This is a genomic window from Azorhizobium sp. AG788 (assembly GCF_004364705.1).
GTDB classification, from domain to species: Bacteria; Pseudomonadota; Alphaproteobacteria; order Rhizobiales; family Xanthobacteraceae; genus Azorhizobium; species Azorhizobium caulinodans.
In genome coordinates, this window is record NZ_SOBM01000006.1 from 443,477 (window position 1) to 468,534 (window position 25,058).

A 25,058-nucleotide genomic window follows, 5' to 3' on the forward strand; every position below is an offset into this window, starting at 1 on the left:
CTGCCTCACAGATATCCGGCGGTGCGCAGGCGCTCGAAGGCGTCTTCGCTCTCATGGTCCATGGCGCGGCCGGACCGTTCCGAGGTCTTGGTCACGGCGAGTTCCGCGAGAATTTCGTCCAGGGTTGAAGCGTCGGAATCCACCGGGAAGGTGATGTCCTTGTCGCCCAGTGAGCGGTAGCGCTTGCCGCCGTTCGAGAAATACAGCGGGATGACGGGAATGTTCTCGCGCTTCGTGTAGGCCCAGATGTCCATCTCCGTCCAATGCAGGATGGGATGGATGCGCAGATGGGCGCCGGGGGTGAGCGCCGTGTTGTACTGGTCCCAGAATTCCGGGGGCTGCTCGCGCACGTTCCACGCGCCATCGGTGCCGCGCGGGGAGAAGAAGCGCTCCTTGGCGCGTGTCGGCTCCTCATCGCGGCGAATGCCGGCGATCACGCCGTCAAAGCCGTGCTTGGCGAGCGCGAGGCGCAGGCCTTCCGTCTTGCGGGCGGCGGAGCGGGCGGCGGGCGGCAGGGTCGGGTCCGTGCTCTCGATGGGCGGGCATTCCTCCAGCAGAAGATCGAGGCCCCATTCCTTCGAATAACGGTCGCGGAAGTCGTACATCTCCGGAAACTTCCGGCCGGTGTCCACATGCATGCAGGGAAAGGGCACGCGGCCGAAGAACGCCTTGCGCGCCAGCCAGATCATGACGTTGGAATCCTTGCCCAGCGACCAGAGCAGGGCCACCTTCCGCAATTGGGCGAAGGCCTCGCGCAGAATGAAGATGCTCTGCGCCTCAAGCGCGTCCAGACGGTTCATGCCCGTCGTTCCTTTCCCAAAGGTCCCGCATCGCCTTGGTCCTTATACCCCCGCCGCCCATCCGCCACGAGCGGCAGGTTGGCACGGGACAGGGGTGCGGACGCCTCATTTGGCGATTGCATATTGGCGATCGCTATTTTAACTTTGGAATTACGTCAACCTCATTAATTAACATCAAAAATTCGGAATTAGGGAAAACCTGATCCGAAACCGGACCGGCCTTCATGACCTCACCGTTGCAGCAGAAGCTCAAGATCACGGGCCCCACCGTCATCACCGCCAATCGGCTCACCGATGGGATCGTGGTGTGGCTCACCGCGCGGGGCGACTGGGCGAGCGACCTCGCCGAGGCCGCCGTGCTGACCACGGCCGACGAGGTGCTGAAGCTGCTCGCCACCGCCAATGCGGACGAGGCCAATGCGGTCGGCGCCTATCCCGCCCGCGTGGAGATCGGCACCGACGGCCGGCCGCATCCGGTCAACCTGCGCGAGCGCATCCGCGTTGGCGGCCCCACCATTGCCCTGCCGGGCGCCGCCTGAGCGAGCGACGGAACCTGACCCCATGTATGTGTATGACGAATTCGACCGGACCTTCCTGCAGGAGCGCGTGGATGAGTTCCGGGACCAGGTGCGCCGCCGCCTCTCGGGCGAACTGAACGAGGAGGAGTTCAAGCCCCTGCGGCTCATGAACGGCGTCTACCTCCAGCTGCACGCCTATATGCTGCGCATCGCCATTCCCTATGGCACGCTCTCGGCCGACCAGATGCGCGCGCTCGCCCATGTGGCCCGGCGCTATGACCGCAACTACGGCCATTTCACCACCCGCCAGAATATCCAGTTCAACTGGATCAAGCTGGAAGAGCTGCCCGACGCCATGGCGGACCTCGCCCGCGCCGGCCTCCACGGCCTCCAGACCTCGGGCAACTGCATCCGCAACACCACCACCGATCCCTGGGCGGCGGCGACGCCGGAGGAGATCGAGGATCCCCGCCTCTATGCGGAGATCATCCGGCAGTGGTCTACCCTCCACCCGGAATTCACCTACCTGCCGCGCAAGTTCAAGATCGCCATCACGGCCGCCAAGCACGACCGCGCCGCCATCCGCGTGCACGACATCGGTCTGCGCCTGCACCAGAGCGACGGCGAGACCGGCTTCGAGGTGATCGTCGGCGGCGGCCTCGGCCGCACGCCCTTCGTTGGCAAGACAATCCGCGAGTTCCTGCCCCGCCACCACCTGCTCTCCTATCTGGAAGCGGTGCTGCGCACCTATAATGCGGGCGGCCGGCGCGACAACATCTACAAGGCGCGCATCAAGATCCAGGTGCATGAGATCGGCACCGAGGAATTCACCCGCCGCGTGGAAGAAGAGTGGGCGCAGATCAAGGACGGCGCCCTCACCCTCGACGATGCCGCCATCGACGCCATCCGCGCCCATTTCAAGGAGCCGGATTTCGAGGCGCTGACGGACGAGCCCGAGGTGCTGGTCGCTGCGAAGGCAGATAGCGCCTTCGCCCGCTGGTTCGGCAATTCGGTGGCGCCGCACAAGGTGCCGGGCCATGCCATCGTCACCATCTCGCTGAAGCCCGTGGGCGGACCTCCGGGCGACGCCACCGCCGAGCAGATGGACGCCATCGCGGACCTCGCGGACCGCTTTGCCTATGGCGAAATCCGCGTCGCCCATGAACAGAACCTCACCCTGCCCCACGTGCGGCAGAAGGATCTGCCGGAGCTGTGGCGCGCGCTCGACAAGCTCGGCCTCGCCACCCCCAACGTGGGCCTGATCTCGGACATCATCGCCTGCCCCGGCCTCGATTACTGCTCGCTGGCCAATGCCCGCTCCATTCCGCTGGCGCAGGACCTGACCAAGCGCTTCGCGGACCACGAGCGGGCGGCGGACATCGGCCGCGTCCACCTCAACATCTCGGGCTGCATCAATGCCTGCGGCCACCATCATGTGGGGCACATCGGCATTCTCGGCGTCGAGAAGAAGGACGAGGAATTCTACCAGATCACGCTGGGCGGCAAGGCCAACCACAAGGCGCGCCTCGGCGAGCTGATCGGCCCGGCCGTTCCGGAATCGGAAGTGGTGGACGTGGTGGAACGCATCCTCGATGCCTATGTAGAGCTGCGCCAGAGCCCGAGCGAGACCTTCATCGCCGCCGTGCAGCGGCTTGGCATCGAACCTTTCAAGGAGCGCGCCTATGCCGCTCGTTAAGAACGGAAAGCTCGTCCGCGACGCTTTCGTGACCGTCGCTGACGACGAAACCCTGCCGGACGCGCCCGCCCTCGTCTCCGCCGAGCGGCTGCTGAAGGAGGCCGACGCGCTGTTTGCCCGCAACCAGCCCGTGGGTGTCATCTGGCCCAACAGCAAGGACGTGCTGGACCTCGCGCCCTTCGTGGACCGCTTGGCCGTGGTTGCCCTCGTGTTCCCGAAGTTCCGCGATGGCCGCGCCTATACGCAGGCCCGCCTGCTGCGCGAACGCCTCGGCTACAAGGGCGAGCTGCGTGCCATCGGCAACGTGCTGCGCGACCAGTTCCTGCTCATGGTCCGCTGTGGCTTCGATGCGCTGGATGTCGCCAAGGAGGCGGATGCACAGGCCGTGGAGAAGGAGCTGAAGACCTATTCCGTCTTCTACCAGCCCACCGGCGACGGACGCCCGACCCCGCTGCGGGCCCGCCTCGCGGCGGCGCGCTCGGTCTGAGGCGCGCCGTGTCCGCGCTTGCGACACAGATCGACCTGGCCGACGAGGCGGCGCGCCTCGCGGCAACGCTCGAGGGGGCGTCGCCGCTCGACGTGCTGGAGCGCGCCATCGGCGGCCACCGGGGGCGCATCGCCGCCGTCTCCTCCTTCGGGACGGAATCTGCGGTGCTGCTGCACATGATCGCGCAGGTGGATCGCTCGGTACCGGTGCTGTTCCTCGACACCGGCCATCTCTTCACCGAAACGCTCGACTATCGCGACACGCTCATTGCCCGGCTCGGCCTCACGGACGTGCGCACCTACCGGCCGGACGAACAGCTTCGGGCGGAGCGGGACGCCGACAACGACCTCTGGGCGAGCGATACGGATGCCTGCTGCGCCCTGCGCAAGGTGGAGCCGCTCGGGCGTGCACTCGCGCCCTTTGAGGCCTGGATCAATGGCCGCAAGCGCTATCAGGCGGTGACGCGAGCGAACATTCCGTTCGTTGAAGCGGACGAGGGACGCATCAAGTTCAATCCGCTCGCGGCGCTCGGGCCGGACGATATCGAGGGTTGGATGACCGCCCACGACCTGCCGCGCCATCCCATGCAGAGGTTCGGCTTCGCCTCCATCGGCTGCATGCCCTGCACGTCGCGGGTCAAGCCGGGGGAAGATCCGCGGGCCGGCCGCTGGCGCGGACAGGCGAAGACGGAATGCGGCATCCACGTGCCAAAAGACAGCGAAGTTTTGTAATTTTTATTTTCATCGATTTTATTCAGTAAATCGATTGACCTTACAGAATGGGCCTGTATCGTTCGACGTGACGAACGAATGCGCCTCAAGGCGCGCCCACAGGAGGTCTTGATGTTCAAACGTCTGGCAGCGGCCCTAATCGCCGCCCCGCTTGCCCTGAGCCTTGCCGGCGCTCCCGCGCGCGCGGCGGACATCAATCTGCTCAATGTGAGCTACGACCCCACCCGCGAGCTGTATACCGACTTCAACAAGGCCTTCACCGCCTTCTGGAAGAAGGACCATCCGAACGACAATGTGACCATCCGCCAGTCGCACGGCGGCTCGGGCGCGCAGGCCCGCACGGTCATCGACGGCAGCCCCGCCGACGTGGTGACGCTGGCGCTCGCCTATGACATCGACGCCATCGCGGCCAAGGGCCTGCTGGACAAGGACTGGCAGAAGCGCCTGCCGGACAATTCCTCGCCTTACACCTCGACCATCGTCTTCCTCGTCCGCAAGGGCAATCCGAAGGGCATCAAGGACTGGGATGATCTGGTGAAGCCGGGCATCAAGGTCATCACCCCCAATCCCAAGACCTCCGGCGGCGCCCGCTGGAACTTCCTCGCGGCCTGGGGCGATGCGCTGAAGAAGAACAATGGCGACGAGCAGAAGGCCCTCGCCTATGTGACGGCCCTGTTCAAGAACGTGCCCGTGCTCGACACCGGCGCGCGCGGCGCCACCATTACCTTCGTGGAGCGCGGCCTCGGCGACGTGCTGATCGCCTGGGAGAACGAGGCCTATCTCTCGGTGAACGAGCTGGGCCCCGACAAGTTCGACATCGTCACCCCGCCCTACACCATTCTGGCCGAGCCGCCGGTGGCGGTGGTGGACAAGAATGTCGACAAGAAGGGCACGCGGGAGATTTCGGAAGCCTATCTCAAGTATCTCTACACGCCGGAAGGCCAGGAGATCGCGGCCCGCAATTATTATCGCCCGCGTCTCGCCTCGGTGGCCGAGAAGTACAAGGACAAGTTCGCCAAGACCCGGACCTTCACCATCGACGAGGTGTTCGGGGGCTGGACCAAGGCGCAGCAGAAGTTCTTCGCCGACGGCGGCGTGTTCGACAAGATCTACGGCAACTGAGCCGGACGTGAGGGGCTGCCGCCAGCGCAGCAGCCCCTCGGAACGCTCCAGCCGGTGCGGGCTGGATCAAGGCGCGGCGGCAAGTTCCGCCGCATCCTCCTGATCCGGTCCGGCACGGCGGGCCTCTCACGACGCGGATGTCACCATGGCGGCAGCCACACGAGCTTCCTTCTTCCGGCCGCGCAGCGTCATCCCCGGCTTCGGGCTGACGTTCGGGCTGACCGTCACGTGGCTGAGCCTCATCGTGCTCATCCCGCTCGCAGCCCTCTTCCTGAAGACCACGGAACTGACCCTCGACCGCTTCATTGCCGTCGTGACGGGCCCGCGCACGCTCCACGCGCTCTGGGTGTCGTTCGGCATCTCGTTCGCGGCGGCGATCGTGAATGCCGTGTTCGGGACCATCGTGGTCTGGGCCTTGGTGCGCTACGATTTCCCCGGCCGCCGGCTGGTGGATGCCATCGTGGACGTGCCCTTCGCGCTGCCGACGGCAGTGGCCGGCATTTCGCTGACCGCGCTTTATGCGGAAAACGGCTGGATCGGCAGCCTGCTGGCGCCGCTCGGCATCAAGGTCGCCTTCACCCCGCTCGGCATTCTGGTGGCCCTCGTCTTTGTGGGCCTGCCCTTCGTGGTGCGCACCATCCAGCCGGTTCTGGCGGATCTCGACAAGCAATATGAAGAGGCCGCCGCCAGCCTTGGCGCCAGTCGCTTCGAGACGATCTGGCGCGTGGTGCTGCCCACCGTCTGGCCAGCCCTGCTCACCGGCTTTTCCCTCGCCTTCGCGCGGGGCATCGGAGAATACGGCTCGGTCATCTTCATCGCCGGCAACATGCCGAACGTTTCGGAGATTGCGCCTCTGCTCATCGTCGTTCGGCTGGAGGAGTTCCGCTATGCGGACGCCACCGCCATCGCCGTCGTGATGCTGGTTGCGTCCTTCATCCTTCTCCTCATCATCAACCGGCTCCAGCAATGGACCGAACGGCGGACCAGCGAGCGATGAGCGTGGCCGATCTCGCCCCTCCCCCTGTCTCGGTTCAGGCGCAGGCGATCCGTCGTGCGCCGCCCGTGCACACCGAGCCGCCGCTGGTGCGCTTCGCCGTCATCACGGTGGCACTCGTCTTCCTCGCGCTGGTGATCGGCCTGCCGCTCGTCTCCGTCTTCATCCAGGCCTTCGCCAAGGGCTGGGACACCTATGTGTCTGCCCTTGCCGACCCCGACGCCATCGCGGCGATCCAGCTCACGCTGCTGGTGGCCGCCATATCGGTGAGCCTCAATCTGGTGTTCGGGCTCGTCGCCTCCTGGGCCATCGCCAAGTTCGATTTCTGGGGCAAGAGCGCGCTCATCACCCTCATCGACCTGCCCTTTTCCGTGTCTCCGGTGGTGGCCGGTCTGGTCTTCGTGCTGCTGTTCGGCAGCCAGGGCCTGCTCGGCCCCTTCCTCCAGGCGCACGACATCAAGATCGTCTTCGCCATTCCGGGCATCGTACTCGCGACCGTCTTCGTCACCTTCCCGTTTGTGGCGCGGGAACTGATCCCGCTGATGCAGGAGCAGGGCACGGCGGAGGAGGAGGCGGCCATCTCGCTCGGCGCCTCAGGCCTCTCCACCTTCTTCCGCGTGACGCTGCCGAATGTGAAATGGGCGCTGCTCTACGGCGTCCTGCTCTGCAACGCCCGCGCCATGGGCGAGTTCGGCGCCGTCTCCGTGGTGTCCGGCCACATTCGCGGCCTCACCAACACCATGCCGCTGCAGATCGAGATCCTCTACAACGAGTATCAGTTCGCGGCGTCTTTCGCGGTGGCCTCGCTGCTGGCCCTGCTCGCGCTGGTCACGCTCTGCGCCAAGTCCATTCTCGAACACCGCCTCGCACAGGAGCATTGAGATGACCATCGACGTGATCGGCGTCTCCAAGCGCTTCAAATCCTTCACCGCCCTCGACAATGTCTCGCTGCGTGTGCGCAGCGGCGAGCTCGTCGCCCTGCTCGGCCCCTCCGGCTCGGGAAAGACGACGCTGCTTCGCATCATCGCCGGCCTCGACTGGCCGGATGAGGGAGAGGTGCAGTTCGACGGGGTGAATGCCCTTGATCGCTCGGTGCGGGACCGCAACGTGGGCTTCGTCTTTCAGCACTATGCCCTGTTCCGGCACATGAGCGTGTTCGAGAACGTCGCCTTCGGCCTGCGCGTGCGCAAGGGCGCCGACAAGCTGCCCGAGGCCGCCATCCGCGAGAAGGTCAACGAGCTGCTGCACCTCGTGCAGATCGACTGGCTGGCAGACCGCTATCCCGGCCAGCTCTCCGGCGGCCAGCGCCAGCGCGTGGCGCTCGCCCGCGCGCTGGCCATCTCGCCCCGCGTGCTGCTGCTGGACGAGCCCTTCGGCGCGCTCGACGCCAAGGTGCGCAAGGAATTGCGCCGCTGGCTGCGGCATCTGCACGAGGAACTGCCGGTCACGTCCCTCCTCGTCACCCACGATCAGGAGGAGGCGCTGGAGCTGGCCGACCGGGTGGTGGTGATGGGCCACGGCAAGATCGAGCAGGTGGGCACGCCCAACGAGGTCTATGACCACCCCGCCACCGCCTTCGTGCACGATTTCATCGGCGAGACGCTGGCCTTGCCGGCGCAGGTGCGCGCGGGCCAGCTCTACGTGGGCGAGCGGGCGCTGACACTGGACAGCCAGGGCGCGGCCGATGGGCCGGCCCGCCTCCTCACCCGCCCCCATGATGTGGAATTCGCCGCTCCGGACGAGGCCCCCTTCTCGGGCCGCGTGCTGGCGGTGCGCACCTATGGCCCGCTGCGCCGGGCGGACATCGAGATCGCGGGCGAGAACGGCCCGGTCATCGTGGAAGCCGCCATTCCGCACGATGAGGTGCTGGAGACGGGCGGGCGCGTCGGCCTGCTGCCGCGCCGATACAGGGTGTTCGGCGCTTCGGCCTGAGGATGTCCTGCGCAGGACGGGCGCCGGTGAACCGGCGCCCGAAACGCGTCACGCCTCGATGGCGGTCACCTTGCCGGTGCCGATCTCGTAAACGCCGCCGACCACCTGAAGCTTCTTGTCCGCCACCGCCTTGGAGAGGATGGGCGAGGCATCGCGCAGGCGGCGCACGTTGAAGCGCACGTTCTCCTCGATGGCCGTGGCGAGCAGATCCTTCGGCTGCTTGGCAATGGCCGCCTCGATGCCCGGCTTCAGGGCATTCACGAGACCCGGCAGATGGCCCGGCAAAGTGATGTTGTCCTTCACCACCTTGATGGTGGCATCGATGGCGCCGCAATTGGTATGGCCGAGCACCATGATGAGCGGCAGGCCGAGAACCTGCACGCCATATTCAAGGCTGGCGAGGCCGTCCTCATTCACGAAGTTGCCGGCGACGCGACAGACGAACAATTCGCCCGGCCCCTGATCGAAGGCAAGTTCCGGCGCGACGCGGGAATCCGCGCAGCTCAGGATGGCCGCGAAGGGATACTGGGCCGAGGCGCGGGCGGCGCGGCCCGCGGAGAAATCATGCTGCCGCGGCTTGTTGGCGGCGTAGCGGGCATTGCCGTCCTTGAGGCGCTTCAGGGCCTCGGCGGGCGGGATGTCGTTGGGCCGCGTCGCCTGCGCCAGGGCGGCCGTCGGAGTGGCGAGGCCGCCGAGCAGGCCCGCCGCGGCGAGACCGGCCACCGCCATGCCACCGCCGAGGAGGTGGCGCCGCGACAGGCCATTGGTCGTGCACAGTTCACACATCCGGTGTCTCCCTGATCTTCCTTATGGAGCAGTGCCTTGCCGCGATGGGCGGATTAAGGCCCCCATCGCTTGTATGGAGACCTTCGCGGCTTGAAGAAACCGCTGTTTCGAACTCGACCAAATTTTGTCAAACTCGCGGCACGTGTGTATTGTCGAGACCGCACCGATGACCGTCAATGATACCGCCTTGCGCACCTTTATTCAGCAAGGCGAAAACATGCGAAGCCATGAGGCCTTTGCCGGTGCGCTAAGAAGATATGCCCTTGATCTGGTGCGTTTGTACCGATCATCCCCCATCCTCAACAAGATCGTCAATGAGGAGGGGCGGTTTCTTATTTCAAGTCTCGCGCTTCAGCTTCATTTGCACCGCGATCCGCGCGATCCCGCCGATGGTCTCACCCTCAGCCGCCTGCGCGAGCTGTGCGCCGCTCATGGGGTCGCGAGCCCCGGCCGGGTGACGGCCTTTCTCGGCCTGATGCGGATGGCCGGCTTCGTCGCGCCCAAGCCCACCGAGGACCGCCGCAGCAAGCTGCTCGTGCCCACCGCGCGCCTGTGGGATCACGTGCGCATCTATACGGTGATCCACATGCGCGGCATCGAGGCGCTCTGTCCCGGCACGTCCTATCTCGCCCGGCTGGACCACGACGCGGCATTTCTGGAGAATTTTCATCGCGCGGCGGGCGGCTATTATCTGCGCGGGACGCGCCTGCCCGACGGCTTTCCGGAACTCGCCGTCTTCACCAGCGCCGATGCGGGCTACATGGTGCTGCTCAGCATCTTCCTGCAACTGCCCGTGGAAGGGGGGCGGGCGCGGCCGGGCACCGTTGATCTGCCCCTGACGCCGACCGCCAAGCGCTTCGGCGTCTCCCGCAGCCATCTCGTCAACCTGCTGCGGGCGGCGCAGGCAGCCGGCTTTCTTGAGGTCTCCGGCAGCGGCGGGCGCGGCGTCGATGTCGCCCCTTCGCTCATCAGCCTGCTGGAACGCTGGTTCGGCGCCAACATGGCGCTCATGTCCCAATCGGCATCGGAGGCCGCCTTGCGCGCTGCCGCCTGAGGGCAGCGCAGAGCCGGCGGAAGCACGGGGCCGGCGTTCGACGCCGGCCCCGTGTCCTCGGATCAGACGCCGTACTGCTTGAACCAGGCGAGCATGCGCTTCCAGCCGTCTTCGGCCGCTTCCTTGCGATAGCTCGGCCGGTAGTCGGCATGGAAAGCGTGGGGCGTGTCGGGATAGATGACGATCTCGACCGTCTTGCCCGCCGCCTTGGCGGCGTCGCGCTGCTTCTCCACATCAGCCACCGGAATGCCCGTGTCAGCGCCACCATAGAGGCCGAGCACCGGCGCCTTGAGATCGGCCACCACTTCGGCGGCGGTCTTCGGCTGGATGTCCGTGCGCTGGCCGCCGAGCGGGCCGTACCACGCCACGGCCGCCTTCACCTTGGGGTTATGGGCGGCATAGAGCCAGGTGGCGCGCCCGCCGCGGCAGAAGCCGGTCACGGCGAGGCGGTTGCCGTCCGCTTTGGAATCTTTCACCGCCCAGGCCACCGCCGCATCGAGGTCGGACAGCATCTCGGCATCGGGCTTCTTGGAGATGACCTGACTGACGATCTGCTGCACGTCGGTCATCTTGGTGAGGTCGCCCTGCCGGGCATAGAGCTCGGGCGCCACCGCGCAATAGCCGAGCTTGGCGAGGCGGCGGCAGGTGTCCTTGATGTATTCGTGGACGCCGAAGATCTCCTCGATGACGATCACCAGCGGGAACGGGCCATTGCCTTCCGGCATGGCGCGATAGCCCGGCATGTTGCCGTCGGAGGTGGGGATCTGCACCTCGCCGGCCACGAGGCCGGTGGCGTCCGTGTGGATGGCCTGCGCCAGCACCGTGGTGGTGGCGAGGGTGAAGCCGGTGATCACCGTGGTCATCACGAAGCCGCGGCGGGAGAAGGGCTCGCGTACGAGGCCGTCGAGGCCCTGCAATTCGGGAGCGGGGGCACGTGGCGCGGCAATGGGAGACGTCATGCGAACCTCCAACGGACAGGGCGGAAAAAAGGATTGGCCGACGCCGGACCCAAAGCCTGCGCGAAACGGAAGTTCGGGCGGTTTGACACGTTCGTTACGTTACGTCCGATCGAGGGCGGCGGAGAGTGGCATGCCACCCCGGCAAGGGCGAGGCCTAACCGGCGCGCTGACGCTTACATTCCCGTGAAGAACGCAAAGGCCTGAACGGGCATTCGGACCGCGCCTAAACACCGGCTTCCGCCCGCGCCTGTGTCAGCGCGAAGGCAAGCGCCTTGCCGTCATAGGGCTTGCGGGCCAATGGCACGTCGGCAAGCTCGTCGGGGATGTTGTCGAGATCCGCATAGCCGGAGGCGAACACGAACGGAATCTGCCGCCGACGCAGTTCCTGTGCCACCGGAACGGAGGTCCCGCCGCTGAGGTGAATGTCCAGCACCGCCGCATCGGGACGGAACCGCGCAAGGCGGTTCTCCGCCTCCAGCGCCGAGTTGCAGGTCTCCACCGCTTCCGCGCCGAGCGCCAGCAGCATGGCCTCCGCCTCCATGGCGATCAGCAACTGGTCCTCAACCACCAGCAGACTGAGCCCGCGCAGCGGCAGGTCATCGGGCGGCGGGGCGTCAAAAGCCGAAGCAGGCGCAACTGTCCTCGGATCGCTGCCCTGCCAGGTGATGTGGCGGCCGGGAATGCTGAAGCGCGCCTTCACGCCGCTCACCAGATATTCGATGGCGCTGAAGCCGCCGAGGTCATAGGGCACGCTGCGGTCCACGAGCACGGAGCCGAACCCGCGTCGCCCTGCGGCCTGGACCGGCGGCCCGCCGCTTTCCTCCCAGGTGATGTCACAGCCGCCCGCCGGAGCCGGCACCCAGCGCACCATGAGCCGACCGCCGGGCGTGGAGAGGCTGCCGTATTTGGCGGCATTGGTCGCCATCTCATGAAACACCAGCGCCATCACCGAGAAGGCCTGCGCGTCCAGCATCAGCGGCCGCCCGTCCAGCGTCACCGCCGTGGCGTCGCGATAGGGCGACAGCTCGGCGGTGAGAAGGTCCGACAGCAGCCCGCCGCCATCGCCCCGCACCACCTGATCGTGCGCATAGGCCAGGGCCTCGATGCGTCCCTTGAGGCTGCGGGAGTAGCTCGCGACATCGGTCGCCTCGGTCACTGGATGGGACACCAGCGACTTGATGAGGGCGAGGATGTTCTTGACCCGGTGGTTGAGCTCCTCATTCAGCAGGCGCTGGCGCACGTCCGCCTTGCCGCGCTCGTCGGCCAGCAGCTCATTGTGCCGCAGCACGATCTCCACCAGGGCATTGCGAGCGGCTTCGGCGATGTCGCGGTCGGCCTGCGTCCAGGGCCAGGACTGGTGCTCCACCGTTTCCTTCCAGATGGCGAAGCTCTTGCGCGGGGTGAGCCGGTCACCGTGGAGGCCAGTGGCGTAATGCTTGTGCGGGTTGCCCGCCCATTCCACCGTCTGCACCGCCTCCTTGCGGAAGAAGAACAGATAGTCGCGCGGGCGGTGCGAGAGGGAAATGGCGAGAGCGCCGGCCACGGGGACGCCATAAGCGGACGCCTCCGGCAGGATGTGGGAGAGGGTATGGCTCGCCCACACCGGCCCCTCGCCATGGGTGGCCACCGCGCGGGCGAGCGCGGGTGCCGCCGGGGCCGGCAGGGCCACGCCGTGGCTCGTCCATTCGCCTTCGATCCAGAGGCCCACACCGTCGCAGGGCATCAGGCCCATGAAGTCCGCCAGCGAGCCACGCAGAAGCTCGGGGAGCCCCGCATAGCGGGCGGCATGCCCGAGGATGCGGTCGAGCGTCCGGCGGGCACGGGTGGCCACTTCCAGCTTCTCGCGGTGGTTCACCGCTTCCAGGTGCAGCGAGAAGAATTCGGCGAACATCTCGGCGCCGATGCGCTCGGCCATGGAGAGGACGCGTGGGCTGTAATGATGGCAGGCGATCAGGCCCCAGAGCTGGCCGCCGATGACGATGGAGAGCGACATGGAGGCGCTGACGCCCATGTTGCGCAGATATTCGCAATGGATGGGCGAGACGCTGCGCAGATGGGCGAAGGACAGATCCAGCGGCTCGCCCGACGCATTGAACTCGGGTTCCAGGGGGATGCGGGCGCCGGAAGAATCCGAGACGATGCGGATGATGTTCTTCAGATAGAGTTCGCGCGCCTGGCGGGGAATGTCGCCGGCGGGAAAGTGCTGGCCGAGGAAGCTCTCGAGGCTTGGCATCCGGGCCTCGCTCACCACCTTGCCCGAACCGTCGGCATCGAACCGGTAGATCATCACCCGGTCATAACCCAGCAGCGTGCGCACCAGATGGCTGGCCCGGCGCAGCAGCACGTCCGGTTCGCCCAGCCGGCTCACCTGCGAGATGAGCGCCCGGACGAATTCCACAGGGGTACCCCAGCGCCCTTTCGGCGCCGCCTCACATTCGATGATGACGACGCCCTTGTAGATATGGACCGCCACGTCGAAGGCGCACTCGCCGATATTGAGGCCCAGCAGCAGGCCCGGCCGCGAGGGATCGGTGGCCGTCGTCAGCGCATTGCGGATGTCGTGGGCGGCCTTGCCACCAAGCACCGCCTCAAGCCGCAGGCCGTTGATGCCGGCGGAGGGCAGATGAAGCACATCGGCCGCGTTGGCGGAGTGACAGAGGATATGGCCCGCATCCGGCGTACAGACGATCAGGCACCCGTGGGGCTGGATAGAGCCGGGGATATGGATGGGCTCGCGATCGCAATTGGTCAGGTCGACGGCTTCGGCATTCGGCATTCATCAGGTCCCGCGACGGCCCTCCGACGCCTTTGTCGAACGGGCCAAGCCCCCATCCCCGGGATCTCAAGCGGCACCCCGAATACAGCGGATGGACGACAACATCGCTTGCCGTCGATTGTTCCGGAGTACCGTGGAAATTCTCTGGGCAGATGTCGTTGACCCGAGCAAGGTGAGTGGCACGGGCCGGCCGGCGTGCGAGGGGCGGGAGCACACCTCAAACGCCCTCCAGGAAGCGCTTATCTCACCGGCGTCGGGGGCGCGATCATCCGGCACCGGGGGGCCGATCCAGCGTCCGGCGCAGCGCCGCCAGGCAGGCGGGGTCCAGAGCGGTGCCACTCATCTCTTCCATGATCTCCAGCGCCCGCGCAACGGACATGGCCGCGCGATAGGGCCGATCGGCGGTGAGGGCATCGAAGATGTCGGCGGTGGTAATGATCCGGGTGTCGAGATCGATGGCCGCCCCCGAAAGGCCGCGCGGATAGCCCTTTCCGTCCAGCCGCTCGTGATGGGCACCGGCGACGGCGGCCAGATGGCGGAAGGGGCGGATGCGCGCGAGGATGGTTTCCGACAGCTCCGCATGGCGCTGCATGGCCGCCCGCTCCTCCGGCTCCAGGGGACCGGGCTTGTCGAGAATGGTGTTGCTGACGCCGAGCTTGCCGATGTCGTGCAGCAGCGCCGCCCGCCGCAACCAGCGCCGGCGCAGGTCCGGCAGGCCCATCTCGGCGGCAATGGTGTCCGCCACATCGGTCACGCGGGCGCTGTGGCCGGCGGTGAAGGGGCTCTTGGCGTCGATCACCTGCGCGAAGGCGGCGGCGATGTCGTCGAGATAGTCGTCATCCACCGTGGCCCGCACATGCAGCGGCACCTGGCCCGCGATGGCATCCTGAAGCTCCGCCGAGGCCAGGGTCTCCCAGAAGCCCGGCTGCGCCGCCACCCGGCGGAAAGCCTCGACGAGACGGGGCTCGAACCAGCCGTCCGCGCGGCTGGTGACTTCCGCCACCGCCGCCTCGGATCCGCCGGCGGTGAAGAACACGTCCGCCACCTGCGCCAGCAGCGCGATGCGGGAGAACAGCGGGATGGCGGTGCCCTTCAGGCCGCCCGGTTTGCCGGAGCCGTCCCAATGTTCATCCAGACCGCGAATGCCCCGTGCCACCGCGTCGGAAAAACGCATGAGGCGGGCGATCTCCGCGCCGCGCACGCAGCGGGTCTCGATCAGCTCGCGCGTCAGTCTGCCACCGTTGCGGACGATGCGGACGATGGCGCGCAGGCGCTCCGCCGGCCCGGCCTGCAGCCCGGTATGCGCGAGCACGAAGCGCAGCGCCTGCTTGAGGCTGCCATCCAGATGCTTCGAACCGGATTTGATGGTGCGATCGTCGGCCAGATAGAGTTCGCAGATCCGCGCCGCATTGGAGCTGCAACCGAGATCCTTGAGGATCAGCGTATAGGACAGGTCCGCCAGTTGTGCCTCGGGCAGGCCCAGCTCCTGGCCGATCCGCACCCCGATCCAGCAGCAGCGCAGGCAATGGCCTTCCGCCTGGCCCTCGGTGAGGTCGAGCGCATGGCTGAGCGCGGCCAGCAGATCAGCCAGCAGGACATGATCGGCCGCCGTCGCCGCAGCGCCGGGTGCGGACGTCCCGTCCTCAGACGCCCCCGTCATGTCCGCGTCCCGCGTCACACAGCCTCCTCATCCGCCTTCTGCCTTAGCAGCGCGTGCTCGCCCGGGGCTGGTGCCCCCGCGCCGGCGAGTAGACCTGCCCTTGCCGCCCGCCCGCAAGTGGAAGGCGTGAGGGGCGGACAAGACACCCGCCGAACCGGCGGAGCGCCCATGCGGCCCACGTGCATTGCCGCATGGGCGCGGCGCGGCTACATCTGGGGCGCCATTTTCTGCCGGGGCGCCATGACCGCTTCTCTCTCCGCATCCGAAACCGCCGCCACCGTCCCCGCCGAAACGCTGCGCATCGCGGTGGCGCAGTTGAACCCGGTGGTGGGCGATGTCGCCGGCAATGCGGAGAAGGTCCGCATGGCGCGGGACGAGGCGGCGCTTCAGGGCGCGGACCTCGTGGTGTTCTCCGAACTGTTCCTCGCCGGCTATCCGCCGGAGGATCTGGTGCTGAAGCCCGCCTTCCAGCAAGCCTGCCGCGCGGCGCTGGACGAACTCGCGGCGGAGACCGTCGGCGGCCCGGCGCTGCTGGTCGGCGCACCCTGGGTGGAGGATGGGCACCTGCACAATGGCGTCTTCCTGCTGGAAGGCGGACGCATCGCGGCCAAGCGCTTCAAGGTGGACCTGCCGAATTATGGCGTCTTTGACGAGAAGCGCGTGTTCGTGCCCGGCCCCCTGCCCGGCCCGATCCCCTTCAAGGGCGTTCGCCTTGGCGTGCCGGTGTGCGAGGACATCTGGGGGCCGGACGTGGTGGAGTGCCTGTCCGAGACGGGCGCCGAAATCCTCATCGTGCCCAACGGCTCGCCCTATCGCCGCTCGGTCTATGACGAGCGGGCCAACATCGCGGTGGCCCGCGTGGTGGAGAGCGGCCTGCCGCTGCTCTATGTCAATCAGGTGGGCGGGCAGGACGAACTGGTGTTCGACGGCGCCTCCTTCGCGCTCAATGCCGACCGCACGCAGGTGATGCAGTTCCCCGGCTTTGCGGAGCGGGTGCGCACCACGCAGTGGCGGCGCTATGAGAACGGCTGGAAGTGCGAGGAAGCCCCCTTCGCCGACCGCCTCGAAGGCGACAAGGCGGACTATGCGGCCTGCGTCCTCGGCCTCAAGGACTATGTGAACAAGAACCGCTTCCCCGGCGTGGTGCTCGGCCTCTCCGGCGGCATCGACAGCGCCATCTGCGCCGCCATGGCGGTGGATGCGCTGGGACCGGAGCGGGTCCACTGCATCATGCTGCCCTATCGCTTCACATCGCAGGACAGCCTCTCGGATGCCGCCGACGTCGCCCGACGGCTCGGGGTGCGCTACGACACGCTGCCGATCGCCCCCGCCGTGGAGGCGCTGGAGGGCTTGCTCGCCCCCCTCTTCGCCGGCCGGGAGCGGGACGTGACGGAGGAGAACCTCCAGTCCCGCGTGCGCGGCACGCTCCTCATGTCGGTCTCAAACAAGTTCGGGGCCATGGTGGTGACCACCGGCAACAAGTCGGAGATGTCCACCGGCTATGCCACGCTCTATGGCGACATGAACGGCGGCTACAATCCCATCAAGGATCTCTACAAGACCGAGGTCTTCCGCCTCTCCCGCCTGCGCAACACCTGGAAGCCCACGGGCGCGCTGGGGCCGGACGGCATCGTCATTCCCGACGCCCTCATCGACAAGCCGCCGACGGCGGAACTGCGCGAGAACCAGAAGGATCAGGATTCGCTGCCGCCCTATGAGGTGCTGGACGCCATCCTCGCCCGCCTCGTGGAAGCGGAGACCCCTGTGGCGCAGCTCATCGCGGACGGCTTCGACCCGGCGGTGGTGAAGCGCGTGGAGCGGATGCTGAACATCGCCGAATACAAGCGCCGGCAGGCGGCGCCGGGCGTGAAGGTGACGACCCGCAATTTCGGCCGCGACCGGCGCTATCCGATCACCAACGGTTTCCGCGATCTCGGCTGACGCCGGCGCGCTTCACGCCACGGAAACGACGTCGTCACTGCCAAGCGGCTCGGCGGCGTCACCGTCGCGCCCCTCCAATATGGCGCGGCGCTTGCCGAGTTCACGCCCCACATAATCCATGAAGGCCCGCACGCGGGCGGTCTGCTTGATGTCGGGATGGGTGAGCAGCCAGAGGCTGCCGTCGATCTCCGCATCGAGCGCCTGCAACCGCGTGAGGCCGGGCGTCGCCGCGCCGATGAAGCAGGGCAGCACGGCCAGCCCCATGCCGGCCGCCGCCGCCTGGGCAAGACCGAGCAGCGTATTCACGCGATAGACGATGCGGTCCTCGCCAGCCCGCTCCTTCAGCCATTTGGCGGCCTTGATGGCGCCGATGGGTTCGGCGAAGCCCACCCAATTGTGCTGGCGCATGTGGGCGAGTTCGAAGGCCCGCGTGTCGGGACCGCCCGCCGCCCCATAGACGCCCCAGGCGATGGAGGCCACGCGCCGCCCGACCAGCGCATCGCCCGGGCGGTCGCTCGCCCGCACCGCCACGTCCGCATCGCGCTTGGTGAGGTTGAGGGTCTGGTTGGAGACGATGATCTCCAGCCGGATTTCGGGATAGGCCGCGCGGAAGGAGGCGAAGACCGGCGTCAGGAGATGCACCAGCAGCGTGTCGTTGGTGGTGACGCGCAGTTCGCCGGAGGGGCGCAGGTCGCGTCCCGTGATGCGGCGCTCGATGGAGGTGATTTCCTCGCCCATGCGCTCGGCAAGGCGGACCAGTTCTTCCCCGGTCACGGTCGGAGCATAGCCGGTGCGGGCGCGCTCGAACAGGCGCGCTCCGAGCAGGGCCTCCAGCGCGCCGAGGCGCCGGAAGACCGTGGAATGGTTGACCCCCAGCACCTCCGCGGCACCGGCGAGGGATCGTGTCTCCGCTATGGCTTTGACCAGCCGGAAGTCGTCCCAGGCAATCATGTCATAGGGCCGCCTTACAACCGAGGGTCGCCACCATCGATGGTATCGCGCTCTACGCAGAAAACCAGCCCCCCGCATCCAGAACAACGCGGGAGGCGGCCCGACCTCGCGGCGGGTCAGCCGCCCTTCTGCTGCTCTTCGGCCTTCTTGACCGGCGGCTCTTCTTCCAGCCCGCTCTGCAGCTTCTTCTCGATCTTCGTCAGGTCTTCCGGCTCGGGCTTGGAATCGCGCGCATGCGCCCACTGGAAGGTCGCTTCCAGCTTCCGGCCCACCTTCCAGTAGGCATCGCCCAGATGGTCATTGATGACGGGATCCTGCGGCTTCAGCTCCACCGCCCGCTCCAGCTCGGTGACCGCATCGTCATAGCGGCCGAGGCGGTAATAGGCCCAGCCGAGGCTGTCGACGATGTAGCCGTCGTCCGGACGCAGCGACACGGCCTTGCGGATCATGTCCAGCGCCTGATCGAGGTTGAGGCCCTGGTCCACCCACGAATAGCCGAGATAGTTCAGCACGTGCGGCTGATCGGGATAGAGCTTGAGCGCCATCTTGAGGTCCGCCTCGGCGGCGGGCCAGTTCTTGTTGCGCTCGTTGCAGATGCCCCGGAAGTAGAACAGCGTCCAGTTGTTGCGGGTCGGCTCCTTCAGCTGGTCGATGACCTTGCCATAGGTGTCGGCGCATTCCGCATACATCTTGTGGCCGCGATAGAGGCCGCCGAGCGCCACCAGCGCGTCGGTGTCCTTGGGATCGCTCTCCACCAGCGCGACCAGATGCTTGCGCGCCTCGTCGAACTTGCCGGCGATGTCCAGATTGATGGACATCTGCACTTCCGCATTGCGCTTCAGCGGCGAATTGGCGGGAATCTTCTCATAGACGCTGATGGCCTTCAGCGGCTGCTTGAGCTGCTCATAGAGGTCGGCCAGCGTCAGGCCGGCGAGCGGATGATCGGGCGCCAGCCACAAGGAGAGCTGGAGATAGACCATGGCGAGGTCTTCGCCGCCCTGGCGGCCGAGGGCGGCGCCGAGGCTGTAGAGCACTTCGGCCGCGCCTTCCTGTGGGGTGCGGATCAGCGGGCCGAGCGTCTTGCCGGCCTGCAGTTCCGCCTCCGCCGACATCACCAGCGGATGGCGGGGCAGCAGCTTCTCGAACGCCTGATAGGTGGCGAGCGCCGTTTCCTTGTCGACGTTGCGCGACTGCCAGCGGGCATAGGCATCCACCGCGCGCAGCGTCGCCGGATCGGTCTGCGCCGCCTTCTCCAGCCGCTTGCCCGCTTCCTTCTTGAGGCCGGCGGCATCGAGGATGAGACCGGCGTTGATGTCCTTGAAGGCGGCGTACCAGTCCGGCCCCTGCAGGCGGTCGATCAGTTCGACGCCGGACTTGGCGTTGCCGGAGCCGACCATGGTCCAGGCGGCAAGCAGGGTGGCGGTGAGGTCGCCGATCGGGCCGCGGACGGACAGGGAGAGATTGGTGCGGGCGGTCTGATACTGGCCGCGCTTGATGGCCCGCGCCGCGAGGGCGAGGCGCGCGATGCGGTGCGAGCGGTCCACCTTCACGAGGCGCTCGGCCAGCGGCATCGCCTCTTCCACCTCGCCGGCCACCAGCATGGCGAAGAAGGCGCGCTCCACCAGTTCGTCATTGCGCGGGTCGGCCTTCATCAGTGCCCGCAGATAGGTCACGGCGGCATCGGAATCGCGCTCGGCACCCGCCAGACGGGCGGAGAGGAAGCTACCGGCGACGGAGGTCTCGGGCGCGCTCAGGTCCTCTTTCGCGAAAGCGGGGGCGGTGGTGGCCAGCGCCGTGCACAGAGAAAGGGCGAGGGCCAGAGGCGATGAAAGGGAGAGAATCTTCACCGTGAGGGAATCCCAAGAAGGAGCGCACCAGACAGCCAAACCGCGCGCGATGGCGGGAGGATGGCCGCTTTCCTGACGCCTCGCAAGCAAGGCCACGCCAAGGGACGGGGACGGCGTGCTTGCCGCATGCCGCGGACCGGGCCATAAGCGAACCCATGCAAAGGCTTGTGGCGCGCGCGCCGGCAAAGGTCAATCTGACATTGCGCATCCTCCGGCGCCGTCCGGATGGGTTTCACGATCTCGCGAGTATCGTTGCATTTGCGGGCGCTTGCGATGTGGTGACGCTGGAGCCGGACGCCCCCCTCGGCCTTGCCGTTGCGGGACCGTCCGCCGCTGCCGCAGGGCCGGATGCGGACAATCTCATCCTGCGCGCCGCCGATGCTTTCGCCCGCCATGTGCCCGGTGCCCGCCTCGGCCGTTTCACGCTCACCAAGCGCCTGCCGGTGGCAGCGGGAATCGGGGGTGGCTCCTCCGACGCGGCCGCCGCCTTGCGCCTGCTGGCGCAGATCAACGACATCGCGCTCGATGATCCGCGCCTCCACGCCGCAGCCAGGGAGGTGGGCGCCGACGTGCCCGTCTGCCTCGATCCGCAGGCCCGGATCATGGAAGGCATCGGCGAGCGGCTGTCCGAGCCGCTGGGTCTCGCACCGCTGTTCGCCGTGCTGGTGAACTGCCGCGTGCCGGTGCCAACGGCCGATGTCTTCCGCACGCTGGGCCTCCGGGCCGGCGAGGATCTGGCGGGTCTGCCGCACGAGGCGCCCATGAGCACCGGCCGCGCGGCTGTGATGCGGCACCTCGCCCTGCACGGCAACGATCTGGAACCGCCCGCCGAGACGGTGGCTCCCGAGATCACCCGCGTGAAGGCGATGCTGGCCCAAGAACCGGAGGTCCGGCTGGTGCGAATGTCCGGCTCCGGCGCGACGGTTTTTGCGCTGACCGACGACTGCCGGGCCGCCGCGCAGGTGGCACGGCGGGTCGCTGCCGCGGAACCCGGCTGGTGGGTCCGCCCCACCGTGCTGCGCTAGGGGTGCCCATGAGCCTGCCCCTCTTTGCGCTGGCCGCGCTCGCCGAGATCGCCGGCTGCTTTGCCTTCTGGCATGTGGTGCGCGCGGGCGGCAACCCGCTTTGGCTCGCGCCCGGCATCCTCAGCCTCGTCGCCTTCGCCGCCCTTCTGACGCAGGTGGAAGCGGATGCCGCCGGTCGCGCCTTCGCCGCCTATGGCGGCATCTATATCCTCGCCTCACTCGGCTGGATGTGGGCGGCGGAAGGCGTGCGGCCCGATCGGTTCGATGCGCTGGGTGCCGCCATCTGCCTTGGCGGCGCCTGCGTCATCCTGTTCGCCCCGCGCGGCTGAGCCGGGGCGGAAGACCGGGAGCGCGGAACGCCCCCGGTCCGGTCCTTACGCCGCCGACAGATCGTTCACGAAGGTCTGCACCGTCCGGTGGAGGTCGTCGATCTGGGTGGAGAGGTCGGACGAGAGCGAGAGCAGGGTCTTGGAGACCGTCTCCGTCACTTCCGCCGTCTGGCGTACGCCCGCCACACTCTCGGTGACGAGGGTCGTGCCCTTCGCCGCCTGCTGGCAGTTGCTCGCAATCTCGCCGGTCGCCGCGCTCTGCTGCTCGACCGCCCCGGCGATGGCGGTGGAGATGGACTTCACCGAGCTGATCGTCTCGGTGATCTGGGCCATGGAGCGCACCGTCAGGCCCGTCGCCTCCTGGATCTCGGCGATACGCGTGCCGATCTCGCCGGTGGCGCGGGAGGTCTGCTCCGCAAGCTGCTTCACCTCGGAGGCGACCACCGCGAAGCCCTTGCCGGCATCGCCCGCACGCGCCGCCTCGATGGTGGCGTTGAGGGCAAGCAGGTTGGTCTGGGCGGCGATGCCGTTGATGAGTTCCACCACGTTGCCGATGGAGTTGGCGGCGTCGGAGAGGCCGAGAATGCGCTGGTTCGCGCCCTCCACCTCGGTGAAGGCCGCACCCGCGACATCTGCCGAATGGTCCACCTGGCCGGCGATCTCCCGCACGGTCGCCGCCATCTCCTCGGCGGAGGCGGCGACGGTCTGCACGTTCGCGGAGGCCTGGCCGGCTGCGCTCGCCACCTGATGCACCTGCTGGAAGGTGGCATTGGAGCTTTCGGCGAGGCGCCGGGACGCGCTGGACAGGGCGCCGGACGACTGGCCGAAGCTCTCGGCCAGCCCCCGCATGGCCTGCACGAAGCGTTCGGAGAGCTGGGCCCGCGCGTCGAGCCGGCGGCGCTCCTCGGCGTCACGCACCGCAAGGTCGGCGCGGGCCGCCCTCGCCGCGCTGAGTTGCTGGCGCATGACCTCCAGCGCCTTGGAGACGGCGCCGATTTCGTCCCGCCGCTCGCGATCCGGAACCACTTCATCCAGTTCGTCCCGGCCAAGCCGCTCCGTCACGGCGACCAGCGTGCGCATGGGCTGGACGATCCCCTTCAGGGTCAGCACGACGGCGATCGCGACCACGACCACGAAGGCAATCAGCACCACCGCGAGGCTGAGGCGGATCAGGTCGGTGGTGGCCACCGACAGTTCCTGGCTGCGCTGGTCAGCGCTCGCCTTGGCCTCATCGGCCAGCTTCACGAGGTCACCCGCGGCGTTGCGCAGCATCACGTGGCAGTCGCCCGCAATCTGCTGCACGGCCCGGCCGATGTCCGCCTGGCCCCGCTGGCCGGAGCCGAACTCAAGCGCCGGTGCGCAAGTGCGCGTATAGATGTCGCGGATGGCGCGGGAGGCCGCGTCGATGCGGGATGTGAACGCGGGAGCCTGCCGCTTGGCATCCTCCAGCGCCTTGTCGAGGCCGGCCAGGGCGTCTTCGCGCAAGGCCTTCATCTGCCGCGTCTCCTCGGGCGTGGAGACCGGCGTGCTCTGGTAGAGCCGGGTCAGGAACGACGCCAGCCAGCGGTTGGCGGTGGCCAGCGAGAAGGCTGCCGCGTCCTGGGACTTGATGAGGTCTGAATAGGAACCGCTGATGCGGTCCATATTGCCTGTCGCGTAGATCAACCCCCCGAGGTTCGCGACACCCATGAGAAACAGAAGGCCGGCGACCTTCCAAATAAGGGATGCATTCTTCAAAGACACTGGAGGCTCCGCGGTGAAAAGATCGACCGACGCAGCCCGGATCTGGAACCGGATGAAATATTATTTGATTTAATCGCCATCGCGTCCAGGATCTGGACCACATCAAGACCACACGCCCCTTCCCCCCAGAGAGGCGTGATACGAAATTCAACCCGCTCGTCGGCCTCTCAAACGGCACCGGGCCCGAGGAGCCCGGCTGGCGACCGCCGCCTGAGTGCTGGGATCAGCCGCAAGACAGACCGGGGCTTTGCAGGCAAACGGGATGGCCGGATGAATGCCCGGAGGCATTTCCGCAATCCACCGCCTGTCCTGTTCCTGACCCCGTCCCGTCGCCGCCGAACATGAGGTCGGCGGCCGGCCATCACCCGGATTGAACGCAGGTCACTGCCCCTGGGCACCTGAGGTACCCAAGTCACTTATATATATGTTTGGGGCAAGCTTGCGCGGGGCCTGCAAACGGACACCCTCTGACAACCCGCACCCGAGCCGAGCATGCAGGGCTGATCCGTCGCTCAGGTTGTTCTCGCCGGCAAAAAGAAGGGCCGGCCGGAATGCGGCCGGCGCGGCCCATCATTCGATTTACGCCCGGTCGATGCCGGACGCGGGCGACCTCAGTGGGCGCGGGAGATGCAGAAGTCCACCGCCTCGGCCAGCGCGTCCTTGGCGTGGCTCGCGGGGAACAGGGCGAGGGCATCCTTGGCCATGGCGCCATAATGCCGCGCCCGCTCGATGGTGTCGGCCAGCGCGCGATGCTTGGTCAGCAGGCCGACCGCATGCGCGAGATTCTCGTCCGTGGTCTCACCCGTTTCAAGGCAGCGCTTCCAGAAGGCGCGCTCCTCCGCATCGCCGCGCCGGAAGGCCAGCAGCACGGGCAGCGTGATCTTGCCCTCGCGGAAATCATCGCCGACATTCTTGCCGAGCTTGGCCTGGCTGCCGCCATAGTCGAGCGCATCGTCCACCAGCTGGAAGGCGATGCCGAGATTCATGCCGAAGGAGCGGCAGGCCGCCTGCTCCGCCTTGGGCCGGCCATTCAGCACCGCACCCACCTCGCAGGCGGCGGCGAAGAGTTCGGCCGTCTTGCCGCGGATCACGGCGAGATAATCGTCTTCCGAGGTCTCGGTATTCTTGGCGGCGGCAAGCTGCATCACCTCGCCCTCGGCGATGGTGCAGGCGGCGGTGGAGAGGATGTCAAGGCATTCGAGAATGCCCACTTCCACCATCATCTTGAAGGCCTGGCCGAGCAGGAAGTCGCCCACCAGCACGCTCGCCTCATTGCCCCACAGCTTGCGGGCGGCGAGCTTGCCCCGGCGCATGTCGCTCTCGTCCACCACGTCGTCGTGGAGGAGGGTCGCCGTGTGCATGAACTCCACCGAGGCGGCGAGCTTGATATGGCCGTCGCCCTCATAGCTCGACAGCGCCGCGCAGGCGATGGTCAGCATGGGGCGCAGGCGCTTGCCACCCGAGGAGATCAGGTGGTTCGCAACCTCGGGAATCATCGCCACGTCGGAGCCGGTGCGCGACAGGATCAGCGCATTCACGCGCTCCATGTCGCCCTTCACCAGCCGCACCAGCGTCTCGATGGAGGGCTCCTTGGGCTCAAACGGAAGAACGACGGCCAATGATTGCTCCCGCTTGTCATTCAGCGGGGCGCACCATAGGGATGCTCCTAGGGTCCGTGCAAGCGCCCACGTGCCGCTGGGGCCGTGA

At 67.3% G+C, this 25,058-nt stretch carries 21 protein-coding genes; 12 read left to right on the top strand and 9 right to left on the bottom strand.

What is annotated here, in order from left to right:
• Positions 1 to 5 precede the first annotated feature (5 nt).
• On the bottom strand, positions 6 to 800 hold the full coding sequence (gene cysD / locus DFO45_RS18075; protein WP_133865958.1) for a sulfate adenylyltransferase subunit CysD: 795 nt from the start codon (positions 798 to 800) through the stop codon (positions 6 to 8).
• 224 nt (positions 801 to 1,024) lie between these two features.
• Here cysD and DFO45_RS18080 point away from each other — a divergent pair, with 224 nt between their 5' ends.
• The 8 genes from DFO45_RS18080 to DFO45_RS18115 all read left to right on the top strand — a co-directional run bounded on the left by DFO45_RS18080 (position 1,025) and on the right by DFO45_RS18115 (position 8,280).
• Positions 1,025 to 1,339, top strand: a complete 315-nt coding sequence (locus tag DFO45_RS18080) for a DUF2849 domain-containing protein (RefSeq protein WP_012169457.1) — start codon at positions 1,025 to 1,027, stop codon at positions 1,337 to 1,339.
• 22 nt (positions 1,340 to 1,361) lie between these two features.
• Positions 1,362 to 3,014, top strand: coding sequence for a nitrite/sulfite reductase (locus DFO45_RS18085; RefSeq protein ID WP_133865959.1), 1,653 nt, complete (start codon positions 1,362 to 1,364; stop codon positions 3,012 to 3,014).
• Positions 3,001 to 3,501: a DUF934 domain-containing protein gene (locus DFO45_RS18090; protein ID WP_133865960.1), complete on the top strand. Its 501-nt coding sequence runs from the start codon at positions 3,001 to 3,003 to the stop codon at positions 3,499 to 3,501. Before DFO45_RS18085 ends, DFO45_RS18090 begins: the two co-directional genes overlap by 14 nt.
• Positions 3,502 to 3,530: 29 nt before the next feature.
• Positions 3,531 to 4,232, top strand: a complete 702-nt coding sequence (locus tag DFO45_RS18095) for a phosphoadenylyl-sulfate reductase (protein ID WP_245518176.1) — start codon at positions 3,531 to 3,533, stop codon at positions 4,230 to 4,232.
• A gap of 111 nt (positions 4,233 to 4,343) precedes the next feature.
• Complete coding sequence (locus tag DFO45_RS18100) at positions 4,344 to 5,354, top strand: sulfate ABC transporter substrate-binding protein (protein WP_133865962.1); 1,011 nt, start codon at positions 4,344 to 4,346, stop codon at positions 5,352 to 5,354.
• Between the two features lie 145 nt (positions 5,355 to 5,499).
• Complete coding sequence (cysT, locus tag DFO45_RS18105) at positions 5,500 to 6,351, top strand: sulfate ABC transporter permease subunit CysT (protein WP_133865963.1); 852 nt, start codon at positions 5,500 to 5,502, stop codon at positions 6,349 to 6,351.
• On the top strand, positions 6,348 to 7,229 hold the full coding sequence (gene cysW, locus DFO45_RS18110; protein WP_133865964.1) for a sulfate ABC transporter permease subunit CysW: 882 nt from the start codon (positions 6,348 to 6,350) through the stop codon (positions 7,227 to 7,229). Before cysT ends, cysW begins: the two co-directional genes overlap by 4 nt.
• A gap of 1 nt (position 7,230) precedes the next feature.
• Entirely contained in the window at positions 7,231 to 8,280 is a 1,050-nt protein-coding gene (locus DFO45_RS18115; protein WP_133865965.1) for a sulfate ABC transporter ATP-binding protein, read from the top strand.
• 48 nt (positions 8,281 to 8,328) lie between these two features.
• Here DFO45_RS18115 and DFO45_RS18120 read toward each other — a convergent pair whose 3' ends face one another.
• Entirely contained in the window at positions 8,329 to 9,066 is a 738-nt protein-coding gene (locus DFO45_RS18120; protein ID WP_133865966.1) for a carbonic anhydrase, read from the bottom strand.
• Positions 9,067 to 9,283: 217 nt separating this feature from the next.
• Between DFO45_RS18120 and DFO45_RS18125 the strand changes: the two genes are divergently transcribed.
• On the top strand, positions 9,284 to 10,120 hold the full coding sequence (locus tag DFO45_RS18125) for a hypothetical protein (protein ID WP_133865967.1): 837 nt from the start codon (positions 9,284 to 9,286) through the stop codon (positions 10,118 to 10,120).
• A 62-nt stretch (positions 10,121 to 10,182) separates the two neighbouring features.
• Here the strand turns inward: DFO45_RS18125 and DFO45_RS18130 are convergent, their stop codons facing one another.
• From DFO45_RS18130 to DFO45_RS18140, 3 genes are all read right to left on the bottom strand, one after another.
• Positions 10,183 to 11,079: a dienelactone hydrolase family protein gene (locus DFO45_RS18130; RefSeq protein WP_166657172.1), complete on the bottom strand. Its 897-nt coding sequence runs from the start codon at positions 11,077 to 11,079 to the stop codon at positions 10,183 to 10,185.
• Positions 11,080 to 11,302: 223 nt separating this feature from the next.
• Positions 11,303 to 13,855 carry an HWE histidine kinase domain-containing protein gene (locus DFO45_RS18135; RefSeq protein WP_133865968.1) on the bottom strand — a complete coding sequence of 851 codons (2,553 nt, stop codon included), beginning with the start codon at positions 13,853 to 13,855 and terminating at the stop codon, positions 11,303 to 11,305.
• A 265-nt stretch (positions 13,856 to 14,120) separates the two neighbouring features.
• On the bottom strand, positions 14,121 to 15,515 hold the full coding sequence (locus tag DFO45_RS18140) for an HD domain-containing protein (RefSeq protein WP_133865969.1): 1,395 nt from the start codon (positions 15,513 to 15,515) through the stop codon (positions 14,121 to 14,123).
• Between the two features lie 240 nt (positions 15,516 to 15,755).
• On the opposite strand from DFO45_RS18140, the gene DFO45_RS18145 reads away from it, so the two are divergent.
• Positions 15,756 to 17,456 (top strand): NAD+ synthase, encoded by a 1,701-nt coding sequence (locus DFO45_RS18145; RefSeq protein WP_133866018.1) that lies wholly within the window; start codon positions 15,756 to 15,758, stop codon positions 17,454 to 17,456.
• Between the two features lie 12 nt (positions 17,457 to 17,468).
• Here DFO45_RS18145 and DFO45_RS18150 read toward each other — a convergent pair whose 3' ends face one another.
• Together DFO45_RS18150 and DFO45_RS18155 are read right to left on the bottom strand one after the other, a co-directional pair.
• On the bottom strand, positions 17,469 to 18,407 hold the full coding sequence (locus tag DFO45_RS18150; RefSeq protein ID WP_012169443.1) for a LysR family transcriptional regulator: 939 nt from the start codon (positions 18,405 to 18,407) through the stop codon (positions 17,469 to 17,471).
• 116 nt (positions 18,408 to 18,523) lie between these two features.
• Positions 18,524 to 20,254 carry a tetratricopeptide repeat protein gene (locus DFO45_RS18155; RefSeq protein WP_244421794.1) on the bottom strand — a complete coding sequence of 577 codons (1,731 nt, stop codon included), beginning with the start codon at positions 20,252 to 20,254 and terminating at the stop codon, positions 18,524 to 18,526.
• Positions 20,255 to 20,409: 155 nt separating this feature from the next.
• Here DFO45_RS18155 and DFO45_RS18160 point away from each other — a divergent pair, with 155 nt between their 5' ends.
• Both DFO45_RS18160 and DFO45_RS18165 read left to right on the top strand, forming a co-directional pair.
• On the top strand, positions 20,410 to 21,279 hold the full coding sequence (locus tag DFO45_RS18160) for a 4-(cytidine 5'-diphospho)-2-C-methyl-D-erythritol kinase (protein ID WP_133865970.1): 870 nt from the start codon (positions 20,410 to 20,412) through the stop codon (positions 21,277 to 21,279).
• A gap of 8 nt (positions 21,280 to 21,287) precedes the next feature.
• On the top strand, positions 21,288 to 21,608 hold the full coding sequence (locus DFO45_RS18165; protein ID WP_133865971.1) for a YnfA family protein: 321 nt from the start codon (positions 21,288 to 21,290) through the stop codon (positions 21,606 to 21,608).
• Between the two features lie 45 nt (positions 21,609 to 21,653).
• On the opposite strand, the gene DFO45_RS18170 is transcribed toward DFO45_RS18165, so the two are convergent.
• Together DFO45_RS18170 and DFO45_RS18175 are read right to left on the bottom strand one after the other, a co-directional pair.
• Complete coding sequence (locus tag DFO45_RS18170; RefSeq protein WP_166657173.1) at positions 21,654 to 23,252, bottom strand: HAMP domain-containing methyl-accepting chemotaxis protein; 1,599 nt, start codon at positions 23,250 to 23,252, stop codon at positions 21,654 to 21,656.
• A gap of 710 nt (positions 23,253 to 23,962) precedes the next feature.
• Entirely contained in the window at positions 23,963 to 24,970 is a 1,008-nt protein-coding gene (locus tag DFO45_RS18175) for a polyprenyl synthetase family protein (protein ID WP_133865973.1), read from the bottom strand.
• Positions 24,971 to 25,058 lie beyond the last annotated feature (88 nt).

Bases quoted from the DNA above. Each gene is read 5' to 3' on its own strand.
- DFO45_RS18130 (WP_166657172.1), bottom strand. From the start codon at position 11,079: ATGACGTCTCCCATTGCCGCGCCACGTGCCCCCGCTCCCGAATTGCAG.
- DFO45_RS18115 (WP_133865965.1), top strand. From the start codon at position 7,231: ATGACCATCGACGTGATCGGCGTCTCCAAGCGCTTCAAATCCTTCACC.
- cysD (WP_133865958.1), bottom strand. From the start codon at position 800: ATGAACCGTCTGGACGCGCTTGAGGCGCAGAGCATCTTCATTCTGCGC.
- cysW (WP_133865964.1), top strand. From the start codon at position 6,348: ATGAGCGTGGCCGATCTCGCCCCTCCCCCTGTCTCGGTTCAGGCGCAG.
- cysT (WP_133865963.1), top strand. From the start codon at position 5,500: ATGGCGGCAGCCACACGAGCTTCCTTCTTCCGGCCGCGCAGCGTCATC.
- DFO45_RS18100 (WP_133865962.1), top strand. From the start codon at position 4,344: ATGTTCAAACGTCTGGCAGCGGCCCTAATCGCCGCCCCGCTTGCCCTG.
- DFO45_RS18140 (WP_133865969.1), bottom strand. From the start codon at position 15,515: ATGACGGGGGCGTCTGAGGACGGGACGTCCGCACCCGGCGCTGCGGCG.
- DFO45_RS18120 (WP_133865966.1), bottom strand. From the start codon at position 9,066: ATGTGTGAACTGTGCACGACCAATGGCCTGTCGCGGCGCCACCTCCTC.
- DFO45_RS18150 (WP_012169443.1), bottom strand. From the start codon at position 18,407: ATGATTGCCTGGGACGACTTCCGGCTGGTCAAAGCCATAGCGGAGACA.
- DFO45_RS18165 (WP_133865971.1), top strand. From the start codon at position 21,288: ATGAGCCTGCCCCTCTTTGCGCTGGCCGCGCTCGCCGAGATCGCCGGC.
- DFO45_RS18080 (WP_012169457.1), top strand. From the start codon at position 1,025: ATGACCTCACCGTTGCAGCAGAAGCTCAAGATCACGGGCCCCACCGTC.
- DFO45_RS18160 (WP_133865970.1), top strand. From the start codon at position 20,410: ATGCAAAGGCTTGTGGCGCGCGCGCCGGCAAAGGTCAATCTGACATTG.
- DFO45_RS18090 (WP_133865960.1), top strand. From the start codon at position 3,001: ATGCCGCTCGTTAAGAACGGAAAGCTCGTCCGCGACGCTTTCGTGACC.
- DFO45_RS18145 (WP_133866018.1), top strand. From the start codon at position 15,756: ATGACCGCTTCTCTCTCCGCATCCGAAACCGCCGCCACCGTCCCCGCC.
- DFO45_RS18085 (WP_133865959.1), top strand. From the start codon at position 1,362: ATGTATGTGTATGACGAATTCGACCGGACCTTCCTGCAGGAGCGCGTG.
- DFO45_RS18135 (WP_133865968.1), bottom strand. From the start codon at position 13,855: ATGCCGAATGCCGAAGCCGTCGACCTGACCAATTGCGATCGCGAGCCC.
- DFO45_RS18170 (WP_166657173.1), bottom strand. From the start codon at position 23,252: ATGGACCGCATCAGCGGTTCCTATTCAGACCTCATCAAGTCCCAGGAC.
- DFO45_RS18125 (WP_133865967.1), top strand. From the start codon at position 9,284: ATGCGAAGCCATGAGGCCTTTGCCGGTGCGCTAAGAAGATATGCCCTT.